This is a genomic window from Mycoplana rhizolycopersici (assembly GCF_013378445.1).
Lineage (GTDB): Bacteria > Pseudomonadota > Alphaproteobacteria > Rhizobiales > Rhizobiaceae > Mycoplana > Mycoplana rhizolycopersici.
Genome location: NZ_JABXYK010000006.1, coordinates 313,558 through 330,567 on the forward strand (window position 1 = coordinate 313,558; position 17,010 = coordinate 330,567).

The following is a 17,010-nucleotide window of genomic DNA, read 5'->3' on the forward strand; positions in this document are numbered from 1 at the left end:
ATGGCTTACCGCGTCTCGAGCGGCGTCACGCATGTCAACGGCGCGCTCGTGAAGTCGGACACTGTCTGGCTGACTTCGGCCGAGGCCGCTTTCGATCTCGCACACGGCCGCGTCTCCCTCGACCGGGTATTGCCGGCGCGGCGGAAACGGCGGCGGGTGCAGAAGGGGGACGGTGATGGCCGGGATTGATCGCCGAACCTTCAAGCCGATCGAAAGCCTCACGTCGGCCTACCAGGGTGTGGAGGTCATCGTGACGACGCTGATCGGCGATCGTGTGATGCGCCGGGAATTCGGCGGAGGGATTCTCGAACTCCTGGGTCGCCTGGTGACCGCGCCGCTCTTTGCTGCGTTCCAGCAGATCATAGCAACCGCCATTGATCTGTGGGAGCCGCGGTTTCGCGTGCGACGCATCACACCGCAAGGCAGTGTCGAAGAAATCCGGCTCGGTCATCTCGGGCTTGTGATCGAGGTCGACTACCGGCCACGCGGTCACCTTGGCGACTTCACCGTCGAACGGGTTCTTTCCTTCACCATGCTGTTTCGCGAAGCGAATATCAGCATATCCAGCTCATAGCGTCATCACCGGAGGGCTGCCGAATGACCGTTTCGGACAAGCTCGATCTCTCGCAGCTTCCGCCTTTTGCCCTGGTGGACGTCGAGTTCGAGGCGATGCGCTCTGCGCATCTCGCAAGCCTGCGGCAACGCCTGGCGGAGGAGGGGATCGACTGGGATGTCGACGTCCTCGAGACCGATCCGCTGGTCATTGCCGTCGAGGAAATCACTTACTGGCGCACCGTTGACAGGCTTGCCCTGAATGACGTCGCCAAAAGCATGACGCTGGCATTCGCCTATGGGTCACACCTCGATCACCTCGCCGCTACCCTCTATCCCGACCTCGGGCTTGTGCGCCTTGCCGGCGAAAGCGACGAGCGCTTCCGGCGCCGTGTCGCGCTGGCTGCCGAGGCCCGTTCGGAGGTTACGCCAGGTGCCTATGTGTTCAAGGCACTCTCCATAGACACGCGCGTGGCCGATGCTGCCGCGCTGAACTATGCGTCGGGCCTGGTGGCGGTCGGCGAGATACTCGTTCCAGTGCTGGTTGAGGCCGCGCACATGGACGACGAGGCTGATATCATCGATCTGGCGCGTCAGGCGATCCTGTCCGATCGTATTCGGCTGGCGAGCGAGGTGATCACCGTGCGGCCAGCCCGGCCGGTGGATGCCGTGATTTCGGCCACCCTTCATTTGCGCCGCGGTCCGGATCCATCGCTGGTGTTGAACGAGGGGCGCGCTCGTCTTGATGCCTACCTCGCTGAACGGCGTCGCGTCGGGCGCGTGGTTTCGCGATCGGGGCTGATGGCGGCCCTCCACAGCGGCACAACCGAATGGGTTTCCGTGGCGTCGCCATCGGCGGACGTTGACCCCGGGCCGGACGGATGGGTGCGGATAACCGATATCGACGTGTCTTTGGAGGTTTCGACTTGACCGCCTACAGTTCACTGGTCCCGCGAAATGCCACGCCGATGGAGCGCGCTTTCAGCTTGGCGAGCGCCGATCAACCGCGGCTGCCGACAGAGTTGCTCGGAGCGCTCTATGATCCGATGGCCTGCCCGGAGCGGCTGCTTCCCTATCTGGCGTGGGCCTTCTCCGTCGACATCTGGAAGGAAGAGTGGTCGATCGAGAAAAAGCGGGCGGTGATCGCCGCGTCGGCTGCGCTGCACCGGCTGAAGGGGACGAAGCCGGGGCTGGAGAAGCACCTCGATATCGTCGGTGCCAGCCTCGTTCGGTTGCGGCAACCGCCGGCGAAATTCATTCCGGATCCGGCGTTGACGAAGGAAGAGCGCGAGGCCTACCTCGCGCGTTTCAGGCAGATACGGGTATATCCATTCCGTTCGCGGGGAACGGCGACGTTTCAGGCCTATGCCAATTCCGGTGGCAGGCTTCCGAGATTGTTTGCCGGGGCCGGATTTTGGCCTGCAAAGACGGATGCAATCGGGCGCATCGGTCGCAGGGCCTACCTCTACGAGCCCCGGACCGGCGCCGAAACCCCGATCGTCCGGGTTGTCAGAGAAACGATCGGCGAGACGCGGGAAGCGATAGCGTTTGAACAGTTCCGCCTGCCCGGCAAGTCAGGTTTCGGTATGTTCGCTTCGGAGGGCGCTCGTCGCAGGCAATTTGCGATCGACACCGGCGCGCGCTCTCGCATCCACGCGATGACGATCCGCTCGGCCTACGACAGCAGGTCGGATGTGCTACATCTCGTGGGAAGCCTGCCAAGCGATCAACCGATTGATGTCCGCCCGCGCAAGGTGGCCCAGCCGGGTCAACGGAGGCTCGGCCAGCTCTTTACTCGCCTGGGTGGAGACCCGGCCTCGTTCGTCGGACGGGCAGCCGATGGACGTTATCGCCTGTTTCTTCCGTCCGGCACTGCGGGCGAACGGATCTTCGATCAGGTCTACCTGCACGATCCGGAACGCCTGCCGGACAAGCGCCATGCCCGCACCTTTGCCGGTGCGAGCTTTCTCGGCCTGCCACCGCATCATCTGATCGCGACGGTGCGGCTTCGGGGAGGCCGCTCGCGCTTTGCCTTCGGGCGGTTCGCGTGGGGTTTCGTTGTGGCGTCCCTCAAGGATGCCGTCACAGACGCGATCATGGCGACGGCGGTCTCGAAGGCGGCTGCCGAGAAAGTGCTTCTGCGGACGCGAACCATGCGGCCTGCGACTGCCGGCGACCGGCTGGCGCTGGGTTCTGTCACCGTCGGCGAATGGATCAAGGACTTCTAAAAGGGAAAATTACCATGGAAAAGCGGGTCATCATACGCGACAGGCAGGAGGTCCAGGCGGGCGACCTCAACAACTTCGGAATCTACGCCGGGGAATCCTTCGACCGTATTGTTCGCGAAGGTCTGACCGACGAGAAGAAATTCTCGGGCATGGCTGTGGCCAAGACCGGCGTCACCTCGGTCACGATCTCGCCTGGCACATACTGGACCAATGGCGAGCGCTATATAAGGGAGGTGGCCCACTCTATCGAATTCCTCTCGCAATTGCCGCTGGCGACCAAGAAGATCGCCGCCATCGTCGTCATCGGCAGCGCGATCGAGACCAACATCGAGCCGCGTGATTTCCTGATCGATGCGGAGACGGGCGCGACCGAGCCTGACAGCGTGGCAATGCAGGCGCTCCGCTACGCCGAGTTCCAGGTCGTTTATGGCACCGAGAACTCGGCGCCGCAGCGGCCGACGGTGTCGACCGACAATGTCGTTATCGCCTGGGTGACGCTTGGCACGACCGGCGTCGACGCGGTCGAGCGGGCGTCCGAAAACGATTTCATGTCGCTCAAGCGGCTCGACCTTCGGGCGACCGAGCTCGAAGTCTGGAAGCAGGCGGCCGGAGAGCAGCTGACGACGCTCGGGACCGACATTTCCAACATCAACGACCGGCTGCGGCAGATGGCGGACAGTTCGGTGCTTGCGCGGATCTTCGCTGATGTCGCGGCGATCAAGGACACCCTCGAACTCGAAGACGACTATTCGGGCTATGGCTCGGAGAACTTTCTCGCGCTCGACCAGAGCATTACCGACAACACGGTCTCTGGCTACTATGCCAAGGTCGAGGAGGGTGTTCGTTTTCCCGATGCCAACGCGTCGGCCACGGCCATCCAGTTGTTCAACCCGCAAGAGCCGTCGGTTCTTGTCGCAGGGAACGGCCTTTGCCTGCCGCGATACACCGAAGTGAGGCGTCTCAATATCGACGCCTACTATCAGCCGCTCTCGCTGTCGCAGTACGAATACCAGGAGGTGCAGTTCAAGACGATAGCGATCAGTGCAAAGCGCCTCCGCTTCGGCCTGGCGCGTACCGTCTGCAACAACTCCGAGTTCTGGAAGACGGGTACCTTCGACTATTCGAAGGGCATCTTCACCGACAAGCTCGGGCGCACCTATCAGGCGCTTGGAACGGACTTCGACAGCGCCTACACGAACAGCAAGGAGAAGTTCATTCGCCTGCAGCAGTTCTGGTACGACACGGAAGTCGAGTACTACCAGGAGCGCGTCGCGACGGATTTCACGGTCAATGGCGCGATGGTGGCGCAGACCTTTCTCAACACCCAGGCGGGTTGGCTCACCTCGTTCGACCTGTACTTTACGCAGGTGGCGGCCACCGGGAATGTTCGCGTTCTGCTGACGAAGACGGCCGGCGGCAAGCCGGACCTGTCCAAGGTCATTGCCGAGACGACGATCGCTGCGGCCAATCTGGTCATGGGCAGCAATCCGAAGACGGCCAGCCACTGGACCCGGATTTCTCTCGCGCCGACGGCGCTGGAGGCCGGCGAGCGCTACGGTATCGTGCTCATCACGAGCGGCGATCACTATGTCGGCTTGACGCAGGGGGCCAACTATGGCGCCGGCACGCTGTTCTATTCGACCGACGGCGCATTCTTCCAGGGCGATCTGACGCTCGACATGATGATGCGGGCGAACTTTGCCAGCTTCACCAACACCCGCGTCGAAGTGGATCTCGCGTCGCTCAACCTCTCGGGCGGTATCAACGATATCGACATTGCCTTCGAGGGCATCACGCCGGCCGGTACCGAACTGCATTTCGAGGTCCGGCCGGAGGGTAGCGGGACGTGGTTCCGGATCGGCGGCGACGGCAATCCGTTCCTCGGGCTGCCGGCGCTTGTCCGTTTCCGGGCGGTGTTCGTCGGAACGAAGGATCTGATGCCCGGGTTCAAGCTGACGGGTAGCGACGTCACGGTATCCCGTCCGGCGACCACCTTCCGTCACCATACGAAGACGCGCAACCTTCCGGCGGCGTCGCAGTCGGTCAAGGTGATCTGCATCCTCGACTACTTCAACGAGGCGAACCACGACTTCGACGTCAAGCTGAACGACGTGCAGCACGGTACGCTGAACATCGCGCCTGCGACGGTTGTCGACGAAGTGATCGGGGAGAATGACGGGACGCGCAAACGTATCCGCCGGACGTGCGAATGGACGTCGGCGCAGATCCCGGTCGCGACCAACCAGATCGCCATCCGCAGCGACGGCGCAATCGCCGCTGCGACCGAGGTCTTCCACGTCGAGCGGATGACGTACCTGACCTTCTGATTTTCCCCGACCGGTAACGGCCGGGCATCCCTAACCCGTGAGGAACTTCAATGGCGAAGCGGCCAACAGCTGCGGCGGCGATCGAGCCTGACCGCATGTACAAGATCACGTTCTCGCGCTCATTCGAGCATGAGGGCCGGAAATACATCCCGCGCGCCGGTGTCAAACACCGTGCCGTCGGATCGGTCGTCGAGGCGATCAAGGACAATCTGGACAGCTACGAGGCCATCTGAATGTCACTCTATGCCGACGTCGCCTTTACCGGCACGACCAAACTGAGCCAGGAGGAGCTTAACCGCAGGATGAAAATCCTGACGGATGCGATTGAGACCCTTCGCCTTTTCTCTCCGGACTGGCAGGCACAGGTGAACGCGCTGGTGGCCGTCGGTCTTGAGCGCATCGACGATGCTCTTCTGCCGATCTACGAGCGGATTAAGGAAATCGCGCATCTTGGCACGATCTTCTCTACGACCTCCGCCTCGATCGAAACGTTCGGGCTTGGTGTGAAGCGGTTCGTGGTACCCGAGCAGCACCGACCGAACTTCGCGCCGAGCCGCTTCCTCCTGATCATGGTGGAGGGCGGCTCGTTCGACGCCGTCATGATCGGACGGCTGTCATCGTATGACCGCGAAGCTGGCGAACTGTCGGTGCTCGTCGAGGACAGCACGGGTGAGGGGACGCACAATAGCTGGATCATCGGTCCCTACGCGACCAACGACGGGCTGGAAGAACTGCGTGCGGACGTTCAGGCGGCAAGGGCGGCGACCATTGCCGCGAAGAATGATGCGACCGCACAGGCCGCCATTGCGACCGAGCGGGCGGCCTCGGCTAGCCTTCAAGCAACCAACGCTGCTGTGTCCGCCGGGATGGCAACCACCAAGGCGACGGAGGCCAAGGGCCAGGCCGAACGCGCGGAGGCGGCGGCTGCCGCTCTTTCGGGGCTGGTGTCAGACGTGCTCGGCCGCGTAGCCGCGACGCCGACCATCGATCTGGACTTCACCCAGGCGGACGGGTTCAGCGGGTTTACCCGCGAGACGGTCGTCAACAATTCCGGGGGCTTCCGTCGAGCGCCGAACGGCTCGCTGGTGGCGCTCGGTGCGACCGAGCCTGCGATCGATTTCCATCCCGTCACAGGTGCAGCCCTCGGGCTCGGTATGTGGCCGACGACGGCCAACGCCTTCGCCGGACCTTGGGACCTGACCGGCGTCACGATGGCGACGAGCGGAACGGTCGTGGCACCTGACGGCTCGCTGGCGGCGAGCGCCGTGACGCACCAGGCTGTCGCCGGAAAGCACCGGATCAGCAAGGAGATCAATCTTGTCGGGGCGGGCGTCTACGCAATGTCGTTCTTCATGCGTCTGCCGAACTCGGCGCCATACCTCTATCTCCTGTCGGTCGAGGACAAGCTGACAGGCGAAGCCATGGTGCTCGAACTCGATCTGCGCGGCGAGGGCGCGATCTACGAGTTCATGGGCGGCATCATGCAAAGCGGGGCCTCATGGAGCATCACCCGCCATGCGGGCGGTTGGTACCGCATCGAGGTCTCGGGTCCGCCGGCCCTCAGTGGCGGCGCCACCATATTCCGCATTCACGAGGAAGATGCGACCGACGAGTTTGTCGGCAACCCGGTCGTCGGGGGCTTCTATCTGTGGGGCGTGCAGATCACTCCCGGTGTCGAGCGGCTTCCGATCTACACGTCGGCGGGCCGCCAGATTGACCAGATGGTAGTCCCCACCAGTGACCTCGTCGCCGTCGCACAGAGCACGACCGAGGCGACCGTCTTCGTCGAGTATATCCTTCCAAGGATCTTGCCACCGCGGTCGCACACCGTCGTGTCGCTGGCCGGTTCGACGGAGTTTCTCTCCCTTGGCCACATCGGCAATCGTGTTGCGGTCCTCGCAAGCGCGGGCTGGGGCATCGACTTCGGCGCGGGCAACGCACTGGATGTCGTCGTGCCCGGGCAGGTGATGAAGGCGGCGTTCGCGTTCGGCAATTCCCGCGCTGCCTACGCCGTCAATGGCCGCGACGCGCGTGTCGATCCGCTGACCTCCTGGCGGCATCACACGTCGATCGTCGTCGGCAACCGCTTCAACGGCGATCCCGATCACGTCCTGCACGGGAGCGTTCGGCGTCTCGTCGTGTTCCCCGTCGCCCTGGGCGATGCCGACCTCAAGAGGATGACCGCCTGATGACAAGCCATCTTGCACATGCGATGCGCCGCGGCCTGATGGGGCCGGGGCACATCCGCAATCTCGAAGCGGCGCTCGGCAAACGCGCCGGTGCCCTGAGCGATGCGGAGAAGGGGCAGGCCCGCGCGAACATCGGTGCTGGCGTCCTCGCCGGCTTTCGAAACAAGGTCATCAACGGTGACTTCGACATCTGGCAGCGCGGACCTAGCCGGGTGACCTCCGGCGCCGGCGCCGGGAGCATGGCGGCCGATCGATGGAGGCACACCGGAAATTTTACAGGTACCTCGATTACGTGGTCACAGAACGCCTTCACGCTCGGGCAGATCGAAGTCCCGGGCAACCCGCGTTATTTCTTTCGCGCAGAGCGGACGGCGACCGGAGCGAACATCGCCTCGCTACAACATCGCGTCGAAAGCGTCCGGACTTTGGCCGGGCTCAAGGCCACGCTCACCTTCTTTGCGCGGGGCACGGCGGGCAAGCAGATTGCGCTCACCGTCGGGCAGGTATTCGGTAGCGGTGGTGCATCAAGCGCCGAAGTAACCGCTTTCCAGCAGACCTTTGCGTTGAACGCTGCGTGGACCAAATACCAATACGTGATCGACTTGCCGTCGATTATAGGGAAGGTGCTCGGACCAAACGGCGACGACTTCCTGTCGCTGGATTGGGCGATGGCTGCCGCGCAAGGCAACATGGTCTTCGATATAGCGCATGTGTCACTCGTCGGAGATGATGCCTCGGCAGAAAGAGACCCTTTCACTCCCCGCCACGTCGGGCAGGAATTGGCGCTCTGCCAGCGCTATTTCTTTCGCTCGTACGACTGGCAGGGGGGGCATGCTATCCGCTATGGCACCGCGGGATCACTCAGGGATGGCGGAGTGCTTCCATTCCCGGTCACGATGCGGGCGTCGCCCACGACGACGATCGTGGTGACCCCGGCTTTCCTCAATTGTTCCGCGCCTGTTTGGGGATTACCCAACCTTGATATGGCGGCTCTGCGGCTCACTGTTACGGCGACCGGAGATTACCGCGCGTGGGGCGGGGAATATCACTTTGATGCGGAGCTCTGAAATGGACGTTATCGGCAGAGACGAAACAGGGTCGATCAAAATCGTCATCGAGGGCATCGCACTCTTCGTCCCCGACGACCCTGGCAACCGCCATCGGCAGATGATCGCGGAATGGGAAGCGGAGGGAAACACCATTCCGCCCTACCAGCCCGCGCCGGTGGCGCCGCCATCGATCACCCGCCGGCAGATGCTGCTCGGGCTACTATCGATCGGCATCACCGAGGCGATGGTCGAGGCGGAAATCTCGGAGATCTGCGACCCCATCGCCGACCCGGTCGAGCACGCCGCGCTCATGATCGAATGGCGGGCGGCCGGCACCATCGAGCGCGACCACCCGCTGGTGACCGATCTTGCCGGCGCCTTCGAGCTTCCGGCCGAACAGGTTGACGCCCTCTGGATATGGGCGTCGGCGCTCTAGCGCCGAATGCATTCCGGCTCATCGGGCCATCCCACACATAGCAACGGCCAAAGGGCCATTTGAAGGAGCACTTTCATGAGCGCACCGATTTTCGGCATGCAGTTTTTCCGCCCTGATGACGAGCCGGTTCCGGTGCTCGGCGCGGACTTTTCCAAGGTTCTCGTGATCGAGAGCTCGGCCGATGCCTCGGCCACCGAGTATCCGATCGATACGCCTGTTCGTATCTCGTCCTCGGACCCGCAGGCAATGGCAGCACTTGGCACCGGCCTGCTTGCCGACATGGTGAAAGGGATCAACGCGCAGTTGAGCGGCCTCAACTCCGGCGCTGACGTCACGGTCGTTCGCGTCCAGGAAGGCGAGACCGTCCTGGACACGGCTGCCGCCATCGTCGAAGTGCTCAAGGGCGTCGAAAGCATCCCCTCGGCCGTCAACGCCACGCCGCGCATCATCGTTGCGGGGCGAACCGCCTGGCGCCCTGATCTCGAAACGACCAATCCCGTCATTGCCGCACTCGAAACCGCCTGCGGCAAGCTGCTGGCAATTTCGCCGGTCGATGTCGACGACACTTCGCGCGACAATGCGATCGACGCACGCGAAACCATGAGCTCTGAACGGCTGATGCCGATCGGCGTCATGGCCCGGGTCTATGAGGGGACGAACCTCGTCACGCGCTCGATGGCCGCACGCGTGGCCGGGCTGTTCGTTCGGGTCGACAACGAGAACCTCAGCAAGCCGTTCAATCCCATCGCAAACCGGTCGATCCTCGGCCTTGCCGGTCTGTCCCGGCGAATTCCGTTCTCGCTGCTCGACGGCTCGACCGAAGGCCAGCAACTGCTGGACGGCGAGGTCTCCATCGTCGTGCCCGGGGAGGTGAACGTGGACGGTGCGGTTGCTGATGGCGGCTTTACCTTCATCGGGACGGACAACGCCACGACCGGCGAATTGTGGAAGCAGATCCACCAGGTACGCGGCTGCGACTACCTGACGGTCAAGATCATGCAGATCACCCGCCAGTTTCTCGGCAAGAAGATCACCGCGGACCTGGTCGAGGCCTGGATAAACTCCATTGCCTTCATGCTGCGCGACCACAAGGCGGCGAACGACATTCTCGGCTACACCCCGCAAAGCCAGATGTTCAAGGCCAGCCAGAACAGCCCGGAGAATATCCGCCTCGGCACCCTCAAGATCGACATCGGCATCGAGCCGGCGCCCGCCTTCAAGCGGGCAGACCACGAAATCCGGCGCTATCGCCCGGCGGTCGAGGGCCTCGTCAACGAAATCATCTCGCGCCTCAATAGCGCCGCCTGATCGACCTCCCAGGAAAGGACAGCCTCATGCAGAAGCTACTCATGCTCACCGCCGTCGACGTGCGCCGTGCGGAGGTCGCCGGCTCTTCACGCGTTACCACGATCGACAAGCTAACGATCCCGCCGATCAAGTTCGCAAGCGCAACCCACAACCCGGGCGGCGGCGTCATGGCGGTGGATTTCAATCTTCCGCGCATTCAAGCCCTGGAACCGGCGTTCGCGGTGAGGGGGGTGGACATCGACATTTTCAGCGGCTTCGGCAAGGCTGATCGCTGGGTCTTTGCCGGCGCCTATCGCGACAAAAGCGGAAAGCACTATGGCGGGCGCGCGATCATCGAGGGCGCCGTATCGGACTGGGAGCCTGATCAGAGCGCGCCGACCGAATTCCAAGGCTGCAACCATATCATCCGCGAAGTGACGCATTTCGAGCTTCAGCTCGATGGCGAGGAGCTTTGGTACATCGATTTCGAGGAACGGATCATGCGGCGAAGGGGCGAAGATCTCTTTGCCGAAGTCAGGCAGGTGCTCGGAGCGTAGCAGATGGACGATCGCGAGATTGATGAGTTGATCGGCGGGCCGGGCATGCCCGCCGAGGAAGAGCCTGCCGTGTCGGACGACGGTATCCCTGTGATCTTGGCGGGCCAGGGCGCCTCCCTTTCATACCGGCTGCTGGTGCCGCTCAAGGTTGATGGCCGATGGTTGCGGCGCGTGACCATGCGGCTGCCGACGCAGGGCGATATCGACGACTGGGGAAGCGGAGAGATTGCGTCACCGCGGCAGCTTTTTTGCAGGCTGACCGACCTGCATCCTGCCGTCGTGAAGGCGCTGCATTGGCCGGATAGCGAACGGCTGCATCTGATGTTCTCGGAGATGCTGCCGGAATTCATGCGTACACCATAGAGAGGAAATTACGGACATGGGAAAGCTTTCGGCCTCGCTCGTCGTCGATATCACCGACAAGACCGGCGCGAAGACAAAGGCGATCATCGGCAATATGAACCGGCTGCAGCGCGCCGAACGAGATCTCGCGCTTGCAGACCGTGGCGCCCAGCTTTCCCGCCGCGATCGTGCGCTCGAGCGCGTCATGATCGAACGAGAGACGAGCATCGAGGAACGTCGCCAGAGGGTCGCGATGTGGGCGGCGCGCGGTGGAACGGCGCTGGCTGTTGCAAGCCTGGCCGCGGGCAAGGCCTACAAGAACTATGCGGACGTTGAGCGGCGGATCAACCGCATCGTGCTCAATGCCGACAAAGGAGCTGAGGCGATCCGCCCGACAATGGCGACACTACAAAAGGTCGCTTCCGACACGCGAATGAGTTTCGCCGACGCTACGGAAGGTCTTGAAACGCTGGTTGCGTCCGGAAGATCTCTCGAGGACGCCCTTGGCTTTCTGCCATCGGTCGCGGTAACGGCGCAGGCATCTGGTGCAGCCATCAGCGATGTCGCGCTTTCAGCGGATTCCATGGCCGGTTCCATGCAGATCGGCGCCGCCGAAATGCAGCGCGCATTCGATATCCTGGTGGCCGGCGGCAAGGCTGGGAAGTTCGAGCTGCGCGACATGTCGCAGTATCTTCCTTCACTGCTGCCTGCCTTCGCGGCCCTTGGATACGAGGGGACCGAAGGGCTCCAGAAGATCGTTGCTATCCTGCAGGTGATGCGCAACCAGGCCGGATCGAGCGGCGAGGCCGCGACCTATCTCGGCAACGTTTTGAACAAGATGTACTCCGAGGAGACATCGAACAAGTTCAAGAAGTTCGGCATCGATATTCGCAAGGAACTTGATCTGGCGAAGGCCAGTGGCAAGGACGTCATTGACGTGTTCGTCGAGATGGCGGCGAAGGCGACGAAGGGTGATCTCGCCAAGCTGCCGATGATCTTCACAGATTCCGAATTGCAGAAGGGGATGCGCGCGCTGATCACCCAGCGACCGGAGCTCGAGAAACTGTTCAAGGAACTGGGCAATGTCGATGGCACTGCGCTGAAGGATGTGAGCCAGATCTTCGAGGATTCGGCCTCGAAGATCCAGAAGATGTCCAACCTGTGGGGCAAGTTCACCAACCAGATCGGGACCGGGGTCGCGTCGGTCGCAAATCCAGTGCTCGAGACCGTCACAACGGCAATCGACGATGCGTCTGCACAGGTGAACGCGTTGAAATCGTTCCGCGACAACGCTCATTATGAGCAGACGCAGGCGGAGTATATTCGAAGATACCAGGAGGTTAATCCGGATGCGTCATGGGCGACGGCAAACGAATATTTCGGGCAGGCGCTGATCAAGCTCGGGCACGGTCAAATTAAGAGCGTCCTTGACGAGATCGACCGCGACCTTGGTCGTGTTCGTGGAGGGAACATCACCGCGCGGTTCCCAGGTCGAGGTGCCTATCAGCAAGCGGCAGAAGAGACGTTGGATGTTTCTGCGCCTCGGCAGAAAGGTGATATGGCCGTTCCGCAGTCAAAGCCTGATCGTCAAGCGCCACTCGGCTTCGGGGAGGGCTATGCGTCGCCGGGTTCCTATGAACGGGAAACCGATGCAGGCCTGCGGCCCGACCAGGAGGGTAGTCTTAGCGATGTGGAGGCACTGGCAGCCCGCGCGATCAAGGCGGACATCGCGCGCGAGGCACGGGGACGCAGTGGCTTCGAATGGTTGTTCGATCCGGAATTCTGGCTCGGCAAGGCGGCCGGGGGTGGAACGCTGCGGGAGCAAATCGGATTCGAGGTGACCGGCGGTGCGCTCGGCCGGTCTTCGGATACGTCCGCGGTCAGAGAAGGTAGCGGGCTACCGTCGGTCACCGCACTCGGTATCGCCCCGCCGAGTGATGTGGTTGATAAATCGTCGTTATCTCAGGTGCGCGGCCCGCAGGATGTATCTCTGCGTGGTGCCCCGACTGTCATCAGTCAGCCGAGCGATGTCCAGCTGGTACAGGTGACGAACCTGCCTGTTTCGGGGGCGCCAACGGAAATGCCCGGCGCGCGCGACGATGGCCCTGATCCGGCGTGGTTCTACGATGCCGGCCGCTGGCGAAAACAGCTTTTACAGCGGCATGAGGACACCGCGCCTCTATATCAGCGTGCCGAGCGTCTCGACCGCGACCTGCCGCCTGATCGGGGATACTGGCCGGGCAGGAACGCGCCTCCGTCGCGCGAGGCTGTTGCCGTGCCAATGGCAGGGGCGGCGGGTTCGTTCGACGGCAAAGTCGAACGCCTCGAGGGCGCAGACAAGGTCTCGCCCACGCCTTCCGTCCAGGATGTTCAGGTCAATAGCATTCCGTCTGCCGGTGCGCCCGCTTCGCGGCAGGCGGAGGGCGGTGACCGTGAGCTGATGATCGACCGGGGGTACTGGCCGGGAGACGTGCCGCCTTCAAGCGACGACGGTACTTTGCCGAAGACGGAGGCGAGGGATGCGTTCGACGGCGAGGTCGAGCGCCGGGATGGCCTGGGCGATGTATCGCGCACGCCTTCCGTCCAGGACGTTCAGGTCACCAACTTTCCGACGATCGTCGCGCCTGTGTCCCGGGCTCGGGAAGGGGACGGGCATGAGCTGATGCTCGATCGGGGATACTGGCCTGGCAGGGACGCGCCGCCTACGCGTGACGAGAGCTCTTCGCGACCGGCGGCACCGGTTGCCTCCTCCGACGGCAGTCCTGAACGACAGGAGGCCGCCGAGAGCGGGCCGCAGGAAGTCTCCCTGCTGGGCACGCCCACGGTGATCTCTCAGCCATCAGGCGTCCAGCAGGTGCAGGTTATGAACCCGCCGCCTGCGCCGCAGATCAATATGAGCGTTGTCGTGCATGCCACCACCAACGCTTCGCCGCAGGAGATCGGTGACCAGGCGGCCAATGCCATCGGCCAGCGGGTGAAGGCGGCGCTTGCCGGCGTACACGCGGATACGGAATATTCGGTAGGATGAACGATGCTCTACATGCTCGGGACGCTTTCGATCGACACGCGCCCGTTTTCGATCGACACCATGGAACGGCAGGCGACGGCCTCGATCGTCTCCAAGCCGGTGATTGGCGCGTTGCCGCCAAAGGAGTTCACCGGAGAGGGTGAGGACGAAATCACACTCTCCGGACAGATCCTGCCGGTTCGCATCGGCGGGCTCGACGAACTGGAAATCGCACACCAGATGCGGCGTGCCGGCGCACGGTTTCCGTTGATGCGGGGCGATGGCTATCGATATGGCTGGTTTGCGATCACCAGCATCACCGAGAGCCATTCCGAGCTGACGCGCACCGGCGTGCCCTTCGTCGTGAAACACTCGATCACGATGATCAAGACCGAACCCGACGCCGGCGCGGGCCAGCAGATCATCCAGGGACTTCTGTCGCTGTTCAACGCGCTGCACTGAGGAAACCATGCCAAGAACAATCACCGTTGAGCGGGAGGCTGTCACCCTCGACGCCTTGCTCTGGCGCGTCCATGGCGTGCGTGGGCGCGGGCTTCTCGAGGAAACCTACGCGATCAATCCCGGCCTTGCGGCAGTCGGAATGCTGCTGCCACAAGGCGCCATCGTCACCATTCCAGATCTTCCCGTGCAGGCGACGCCGGCGGTGAAGGTCGTTACCTTGTTCGGATAAATCATGCCGTGGTCTGTGGACTGGAAAGTGACCGTCGATGGTCAGGACATGTCGGCGGCGATGAAGCCGTTCCTGATCAGTGTCGATGTAACGGACAAGGAAGGAACGGCGAGCGACACGTGTTCGCTGACCCTCGACGACAGGGGTGGACAGGTTCGCCTGCCGAGGGAGGGGGCTGCGGTCTCCGTTGCGCTTCAGGGCGCGACAGTGTTTCTCGGTATCGTCGATACGGTTCGCTCGACCGGGACGAGGGGAGGCGGCTCGCTTCTTGTCGTGGGTGCCAAGGGCTTCGACAGCCGCGGCAAGGTCAAGGAGGGGCAGTCGTTCCACAAGGACGACGCCACGCTCGAGGATTTCCTGTCGGAGGCGGCGAAGGCGGCCGGCTATTCCATCACGATCGATCCGGACCTCGGGAAGATCGAGCGCAGCTACTGGGCATCGGAGGGGGAGAGCTTCCTCGCGCTTGGCCAGCGGATCGCACGGGAGGTGGGCGGTACCTTCAAGCTTCGCGGGACACAGGCGATCCTGATGAAGCGGGGCAGCAGTCCACTTGCCGCCGTCGTCGCGTTCTCCGGTCCCGGGGGCAACCTGATCTCCTGGGACATTGCGCCGTTCACGGGACGCCGGAGCTTCACCAAGGCGAAGGTGCAATACTTCGACCGTGAAAAAGCAAAGTTCGAGCAGGAGGAGATCGAATTCGAAACGGATCGCGACCTGCCCGATGCGACCAACGTCATTCGCTCGACGGCCGGTGACAAGACGCAGGCGAAGGACATTGCCGAGGCCCGCAAGCGCGAGGCCGAGCGCGAGGGCGGCGAGGGCACGGTCGTACTCGATCTGACGCCGTCGGCCCAGGCTGAGGCGATGCTGATCCTGAGTGGAACGCGGCCCGGCGTGGACGGGAGCTATCGGATTGTCACTGTCAGCCACAAGACCGACCGGACCGGTGGCGCGACCACGTCGCTCGAGCTGCGGCAGCCGACAGGAAGTGCCGGCAAGGATCAGCGCTAGAGAGGGTTTAACGGGCGGCCCGGGGAGGCGGCGAACGCAAAACAGATCGCCTGACATTAAGGTGAGGGGCTGTCACGCCCGACCCGATGAGGGCGAGTAAATGATGCCAAATCAAGTCGTTATGGCATACCTGTGCGTCCGTATCCGGTCGATACAAAAAAAGGATAGTTGCCGCAAACGCCGGCGGTAGGCAGGGGTGCCCTGATGATGGATACGCCTGTCACAATGGTCCACTCCGGGCGGCTTGATTGCTCAAGCGGCGAACTTAACGTTCGTCCGGAGTCTATTGGGAAAATAGGCAGCCGCGCCCGCGCCCGGCAAGGTGGGCGAAGAGGATGTATCACGATTCCATAGTCGCGTGATCCCTGCTCATTTGAGCTATGGCGACTGACGGGCGGCCTGAACAGGCAGGCGACGAACGGGGAAGCTCGCCCGACTTCATTCTTGGGGAATTTAGCAGTCGCGCCCGGCCCGCCGAGGGGCAGGCGAGCATTGTTGCATTGCGACCTTGGGTTGCCAAGGCCCCGCGCAAAAATCGTTCAATCTGAAAGGAAGCATCATGAACCGCAGCGCATTCTATGCGTCTGTGCGCTCGTCGCTGTTTGGCGGCCGGCTGACACAGGGTCAAGTCAAGGGGATGGAGACCATCCTGAACAAGTGGCAGGCGGACGGGCTCAGCGACGCCCGCTGGCTGGCCTACATGCTGGCGACAGCGTTTCTCGAAACCGGCGAGACGATGGCGCCGGTCACCGAGAACCTGAACTATTCGGCGGCAGGGCTCCGCAGGACGTTCCCGAAATACTTCACCGTGGCGCAGGCCAATGCCTATGCCCGCCAGCCGGAGCGGATCGCAAACCGCGCCTATGCCAATCGCATCGGCAACGGCAACGAGGCGTCCGGCGACGGCTGGCGTTATCGGGGGCGTGGGTTGGTGCAGATCACCGGTCGGGCGAACTATCGGACCTATGGCATGGAGAACTCGCCTGGCGATGCGCTGCTCGACGCCGTGGCCACCCGGATCATGTTCGACGGCATGATCAATGGCCGCTTCACCGGAGTGAAGCTCGCCGACTGCTTCAACGAAACCACCACCGACTGGACGAACGCCAGACGAATCATCAACGGGCTCGATCGCGCCGACGATATCGCCGGTTACGCGAAGAAATTCCACGCGGCCATTCTCGCAGCCGCCTAAGTAGAAAAGGACACCACATGCAGAAGATCTCGAAAGCCATCGCAGCCGCAGCCGGCGGCGCTGCAACCGGCACCATCGGTCTACCGTTCATGCCGGAAGGGACGCCCTGGTACGGCTACCTCGCGCTCTATGCCATCAC

17 protein-coding genes are annotated in these 17,010 nt (G+C 62.8%); all 17 read left to right on the top strand.

Features of this window, described 5'->3' with window-relative positions:
• The 17 genes from HV823_RS12580 (at position 1) to HV823_RS12660 (ending at position 16,871) form a co-directional block, all read left to right on the top strand.
• Positions 1 to 189: a hypothetical protein gene (locus tag HV823_RS12580; protein WP_176950055.1), complete on the top strand. Its 189-nt coding sequence runs from the start codon at positions 1 to 3 to the stop codon at positions 187 to 189.
• Complete coding sequence (locus tag HV823_RS12585) at positions 176 to 574, top strand: GPW/gp25 family protein (protein WP_176950056.1); 399 nt, start codon at positions 176 to 178, stop codon at positions 572 to 574. Before HV823_RS12580 ends, HV823_RS12585 begins: the two co-directional genes overlap by 14 nt.
• Before the next feature lie 23 nt (positions 575 to 597).
• Entirely contained in the window at positions 598 to 1,482 is an 885-nt protein-coding gene (locus tag HV823_RS12590; protein WP_176950057.1) for a baseplate J/gp47 family protein, read from the top strand.
• Positions 1,479 to 2,780 (top strand): phage tail protein I, encoded by a 1,302-nt coding sequence (locus HV823_RS12595; RefSeq protein ID WP_176950058.1) that lies wholly within the window; start codon positions 1,479 to 1,481, stop codon positions 2,778 to 2,780. Before HV823_RS12590 ends, HV823_RS12595 begins: the two co-directional genes overlap by 4 nt.
• A gap of 14 nt (positions 2,781 to 2,794) precedes the next feature.
• Complete coding sequence (locus HV823_RS12600; RefSeq protein WP_176950059.1) at positions 2,795 to 5,107, top strand: hypothetical protein; 2,313 nt, start codon at positions 2,795 to 2,797, stop codon at positions 5,105 to 5,107.
• Positions 5,108 to 5,157: 50 nt separating this feature from the next.
• The gene (locus tag HV823_RS12605) at positions 5,158 to 5,340 is read left to right on the top strand and encodes a hypothetical protein (protein WP_176950060.1); all 183 of its coding nucleotides are present in this window, start codon (positions 5,158 to 5,160) and stop codon (positions 5,338 to 5,340) included.
• Positions 5,341 to 7,296, top strand: coding sequence for a phage head spike fiber domain-containing protein (locus tag HV823_RS12610; RefSeq protein WP_176950061.1), 1,956 nt, complete (start codon positions 5,341 to 5,343; stop codon positions 7,294 to 7,296). It abuts the gene before it with no gap.
• Complete coding sequence (locus tag HV823_RS12615; protein ID WP_176950062.1) at positions 7,296 to 8,363, top strand: hypothetical protein; 1,068 nt, start codon at positions 7,296 to 7,298, stop codon at positions 8,361 to 8,363. Before HV823_RS12610 ends, HV823_RS12615 begins: the two co-directional genes overlap by 1 nt.
• A 1-nt stretch (position 8,364) precedes the next feature.
• Positions 8,365 to 8,781: a hypothetical protein gene (locus HV823_RS12620; protein ID WP_176950063.1), complete on the top strand. Its 417-nt coding sequence runs from the start codon at positions 8,365 to 8,367 to the stop codon at positions 8,779 to 8,781.
• Positions 8,782 to 8,856: 75 nt separating this feature from the next.
• Positions 8,857 to 10,089: a phage tail sheath protein gene (locus HV823_RS12625; RefSeq protein WP_176950064.1), complete on the top strand. Its 1,233-nt coding sequence runs from the start codon at positions 8,857 to 8,859 to the stop codon at positions 10,087 to 10,089.
• Between the two features lie 26 nt (positions 10,090 to 10,115).
• The gene (locus tag HV823_RS12630; protein ID WP_176950065.1) at positions 10,116 to 10,625 is read left to right on the top strand and encodes a phage major tail tube protein; all 510 of its coding nucleotides are present in this window, start codon (positions 10,116 to 10,118) and stop codon (positions 10,623 to 10,625) included.
• 3 nt (positions 10,626 to 10,628) lie between these two features.
• Positions 10,629 to 10,988, top strand: a complete 360-nt coding sequence (locus HV823_RS12635) for a phage tail assembly protein (RefSeq protein ID WP_176950066.1) — start codon at positions 10,629 to 10,631, stop codon at positions 10,986 to 10,988.
• A gap of 16 nt (positions 10,989 to 11,004) precedes the next feature.
• Complete coding sequence (locus HV823_RS12640; RefSeq protein ID WP_176950067.1) at positions 11,005 to 13,995, top strand: phage tail tape measure protein; 2,991 nt, start codon at positions 11,005 to 11,007, stop codon at positions 13,993 to 13,995.
• A 3-nt stretch (positions 13,996 to 13,998) separates the two neighbouring features.
• Positions 13,999 to 14,436: a phage tail protein gene (locus HV823_RS12645; RefSeq protein WP_176950068.1), complete on the top strand. Its 438-nt coding sequence runs from the start codon at positions 13,999 to 14,001 to the stop codon at positions 14,434 to 14,436.
• 7 nt (positions 14,437 to 14,443) lie between these two features.
• Positions 14,444 to 14,665, top strand: a complete 222-nt coding sequence (locus HV823_RS12650) for a tail protein X (protein ID WP_176950069.1) — start codon at positions 14,444 to 14,446, stop codon at positions 14,663 to 14,665.
• Positions 14,666 to 14,668: 3 nt separating this feature from the next.
• Positions 14,669 to 15,676, top strand: a complete 1,008-nt coding sequence (locus HV823_RS12655; protein WP_176950070.1) for a phage late control D family protein — start codon at positions 14,669 to 14,671, stop codon at positions 15,674 to 15,676.
• Between the two features lie 559 nt (positions 15,677 to 16,235).
• The gene (locus tag HV823_RS12660; RefSeq protein ID WP_176950071.1) at positions 16,236 to 16,871 is read left to right on the top strand and encodes a hypothetical protein; all 636 of its coding nucleotides are present in this window, start codon (positions 16,236 to 16,238) and stop codon (positions 16,869 to 16,871) included.
• The last annotated feature ends 139 nt before the right edge of the window (positions 16,872 to 17,010 follow it).

Coding starts and splice junctions, on each gene's coding strand:
- HV823_RS12580 (WP_176950055.1), top strand. CDS start 1: ATGGCTTACCGCGTCTCGAGCGGCGTCACGCATGTCAACGGCGCGCTC.
- HV823_RS12585 (WP_176950056.1), top strand. CDS start 176: ATGGCCGGGATTGATCGCCGAACCTTCAAGCCGATCGAAAGCCTCACG.
- HV823_RS12590 (WP_176950057.1), top strand. CDS start 598: ATGACCGTTTCGGACAAGCTCGATCTCTCGCAGCTTCCGCCTTTTGCC.
- HV823_RS12600 (WP_176950059.1), top strand. CDS start 2,795: ATGGAAAAGCGGGTCATCATACGCGACAGGCAGGAGGTCCAGGCGGGC.
- HV823_RS12605 (WP_176950060.1), top strand. CDS start 5,158: ATGGCGAAGCGGCCAACAGCTGCGGCGGCGATCGAGCCTGACCGCATG.
- HV823_RS12610 (WP_176950061.1), top strand. CDS start 5,341: ATGTCACTCTATGCCGACGTCGCCTTTACCGGCACGACCAAACTGAGC.
- HV823_RS12615 (WP_176950062.1), top strand. CDS start 7,296: ATGACAAGCCATCTTGCACATGCGATGCGCCGCGGCCTGATGGGGCCG.
- HV823_RS12620 (WP_176950063.1), top strand. CDS start 8,365: ATGGACGTTATCGGCAGAGACGAAACAGGGTCGATCAAAATCGTCATC.
- HV823_RS12625 (WP_176950064.1), top strand. CDS start 8,857: ATGAGCGCACCGATTTTCGGCATGCAGTTTTTCCGCCCTGATGACGAG.
- HV823_RS12630 (WP_176950065.1), top strand. CDS start 10,116: ATGCAGAAGCTACTCATGCTCACCGCCGTCGACGTGCGCCGTGCGGAG.
- HV823_RS12635 (WP_176950066.1), top strand. CDS start 10,629: ATGGACGATCGCGAGATTGATGAGTTGATCGGCGGGCCGGGCATGCCC.
- HV823_RS12640 (WP_176950067.1), top strand. CDS start 11,005: ATGGGAAAGCTTTCGGCCTCGCTCGTCGTCGATATCACCGACAAGACC.
- HV823_RS12645 (WP_176950068.1), top strand. CDS start 13,999: ATGCTCTACATGCTCGGGACGCTTTCGATCGACACGCGCCCGTTTTCG.
- HV823_RS12650 (WP_176950069.1), top strand. CDS start 14,444: ATGCCAAGAACAATCACCGTTGAGCGGGAGGCTGTCACCCTCGACGCC.
- HV823_RS12655 (WP_176950070.1), top strand. CDS start 14,669: ATGCCGTGGTCTGTGGACTGGAAAGTGACCGTCGATGGTCAGGACATG.
- HV823_RS12660 (WP_176950071.1), top strand. CDS start 16,236: ATGAACCGCAGCGCATTCTATGCGTCTGTGCGCTCGTCGCTGTTTGGC.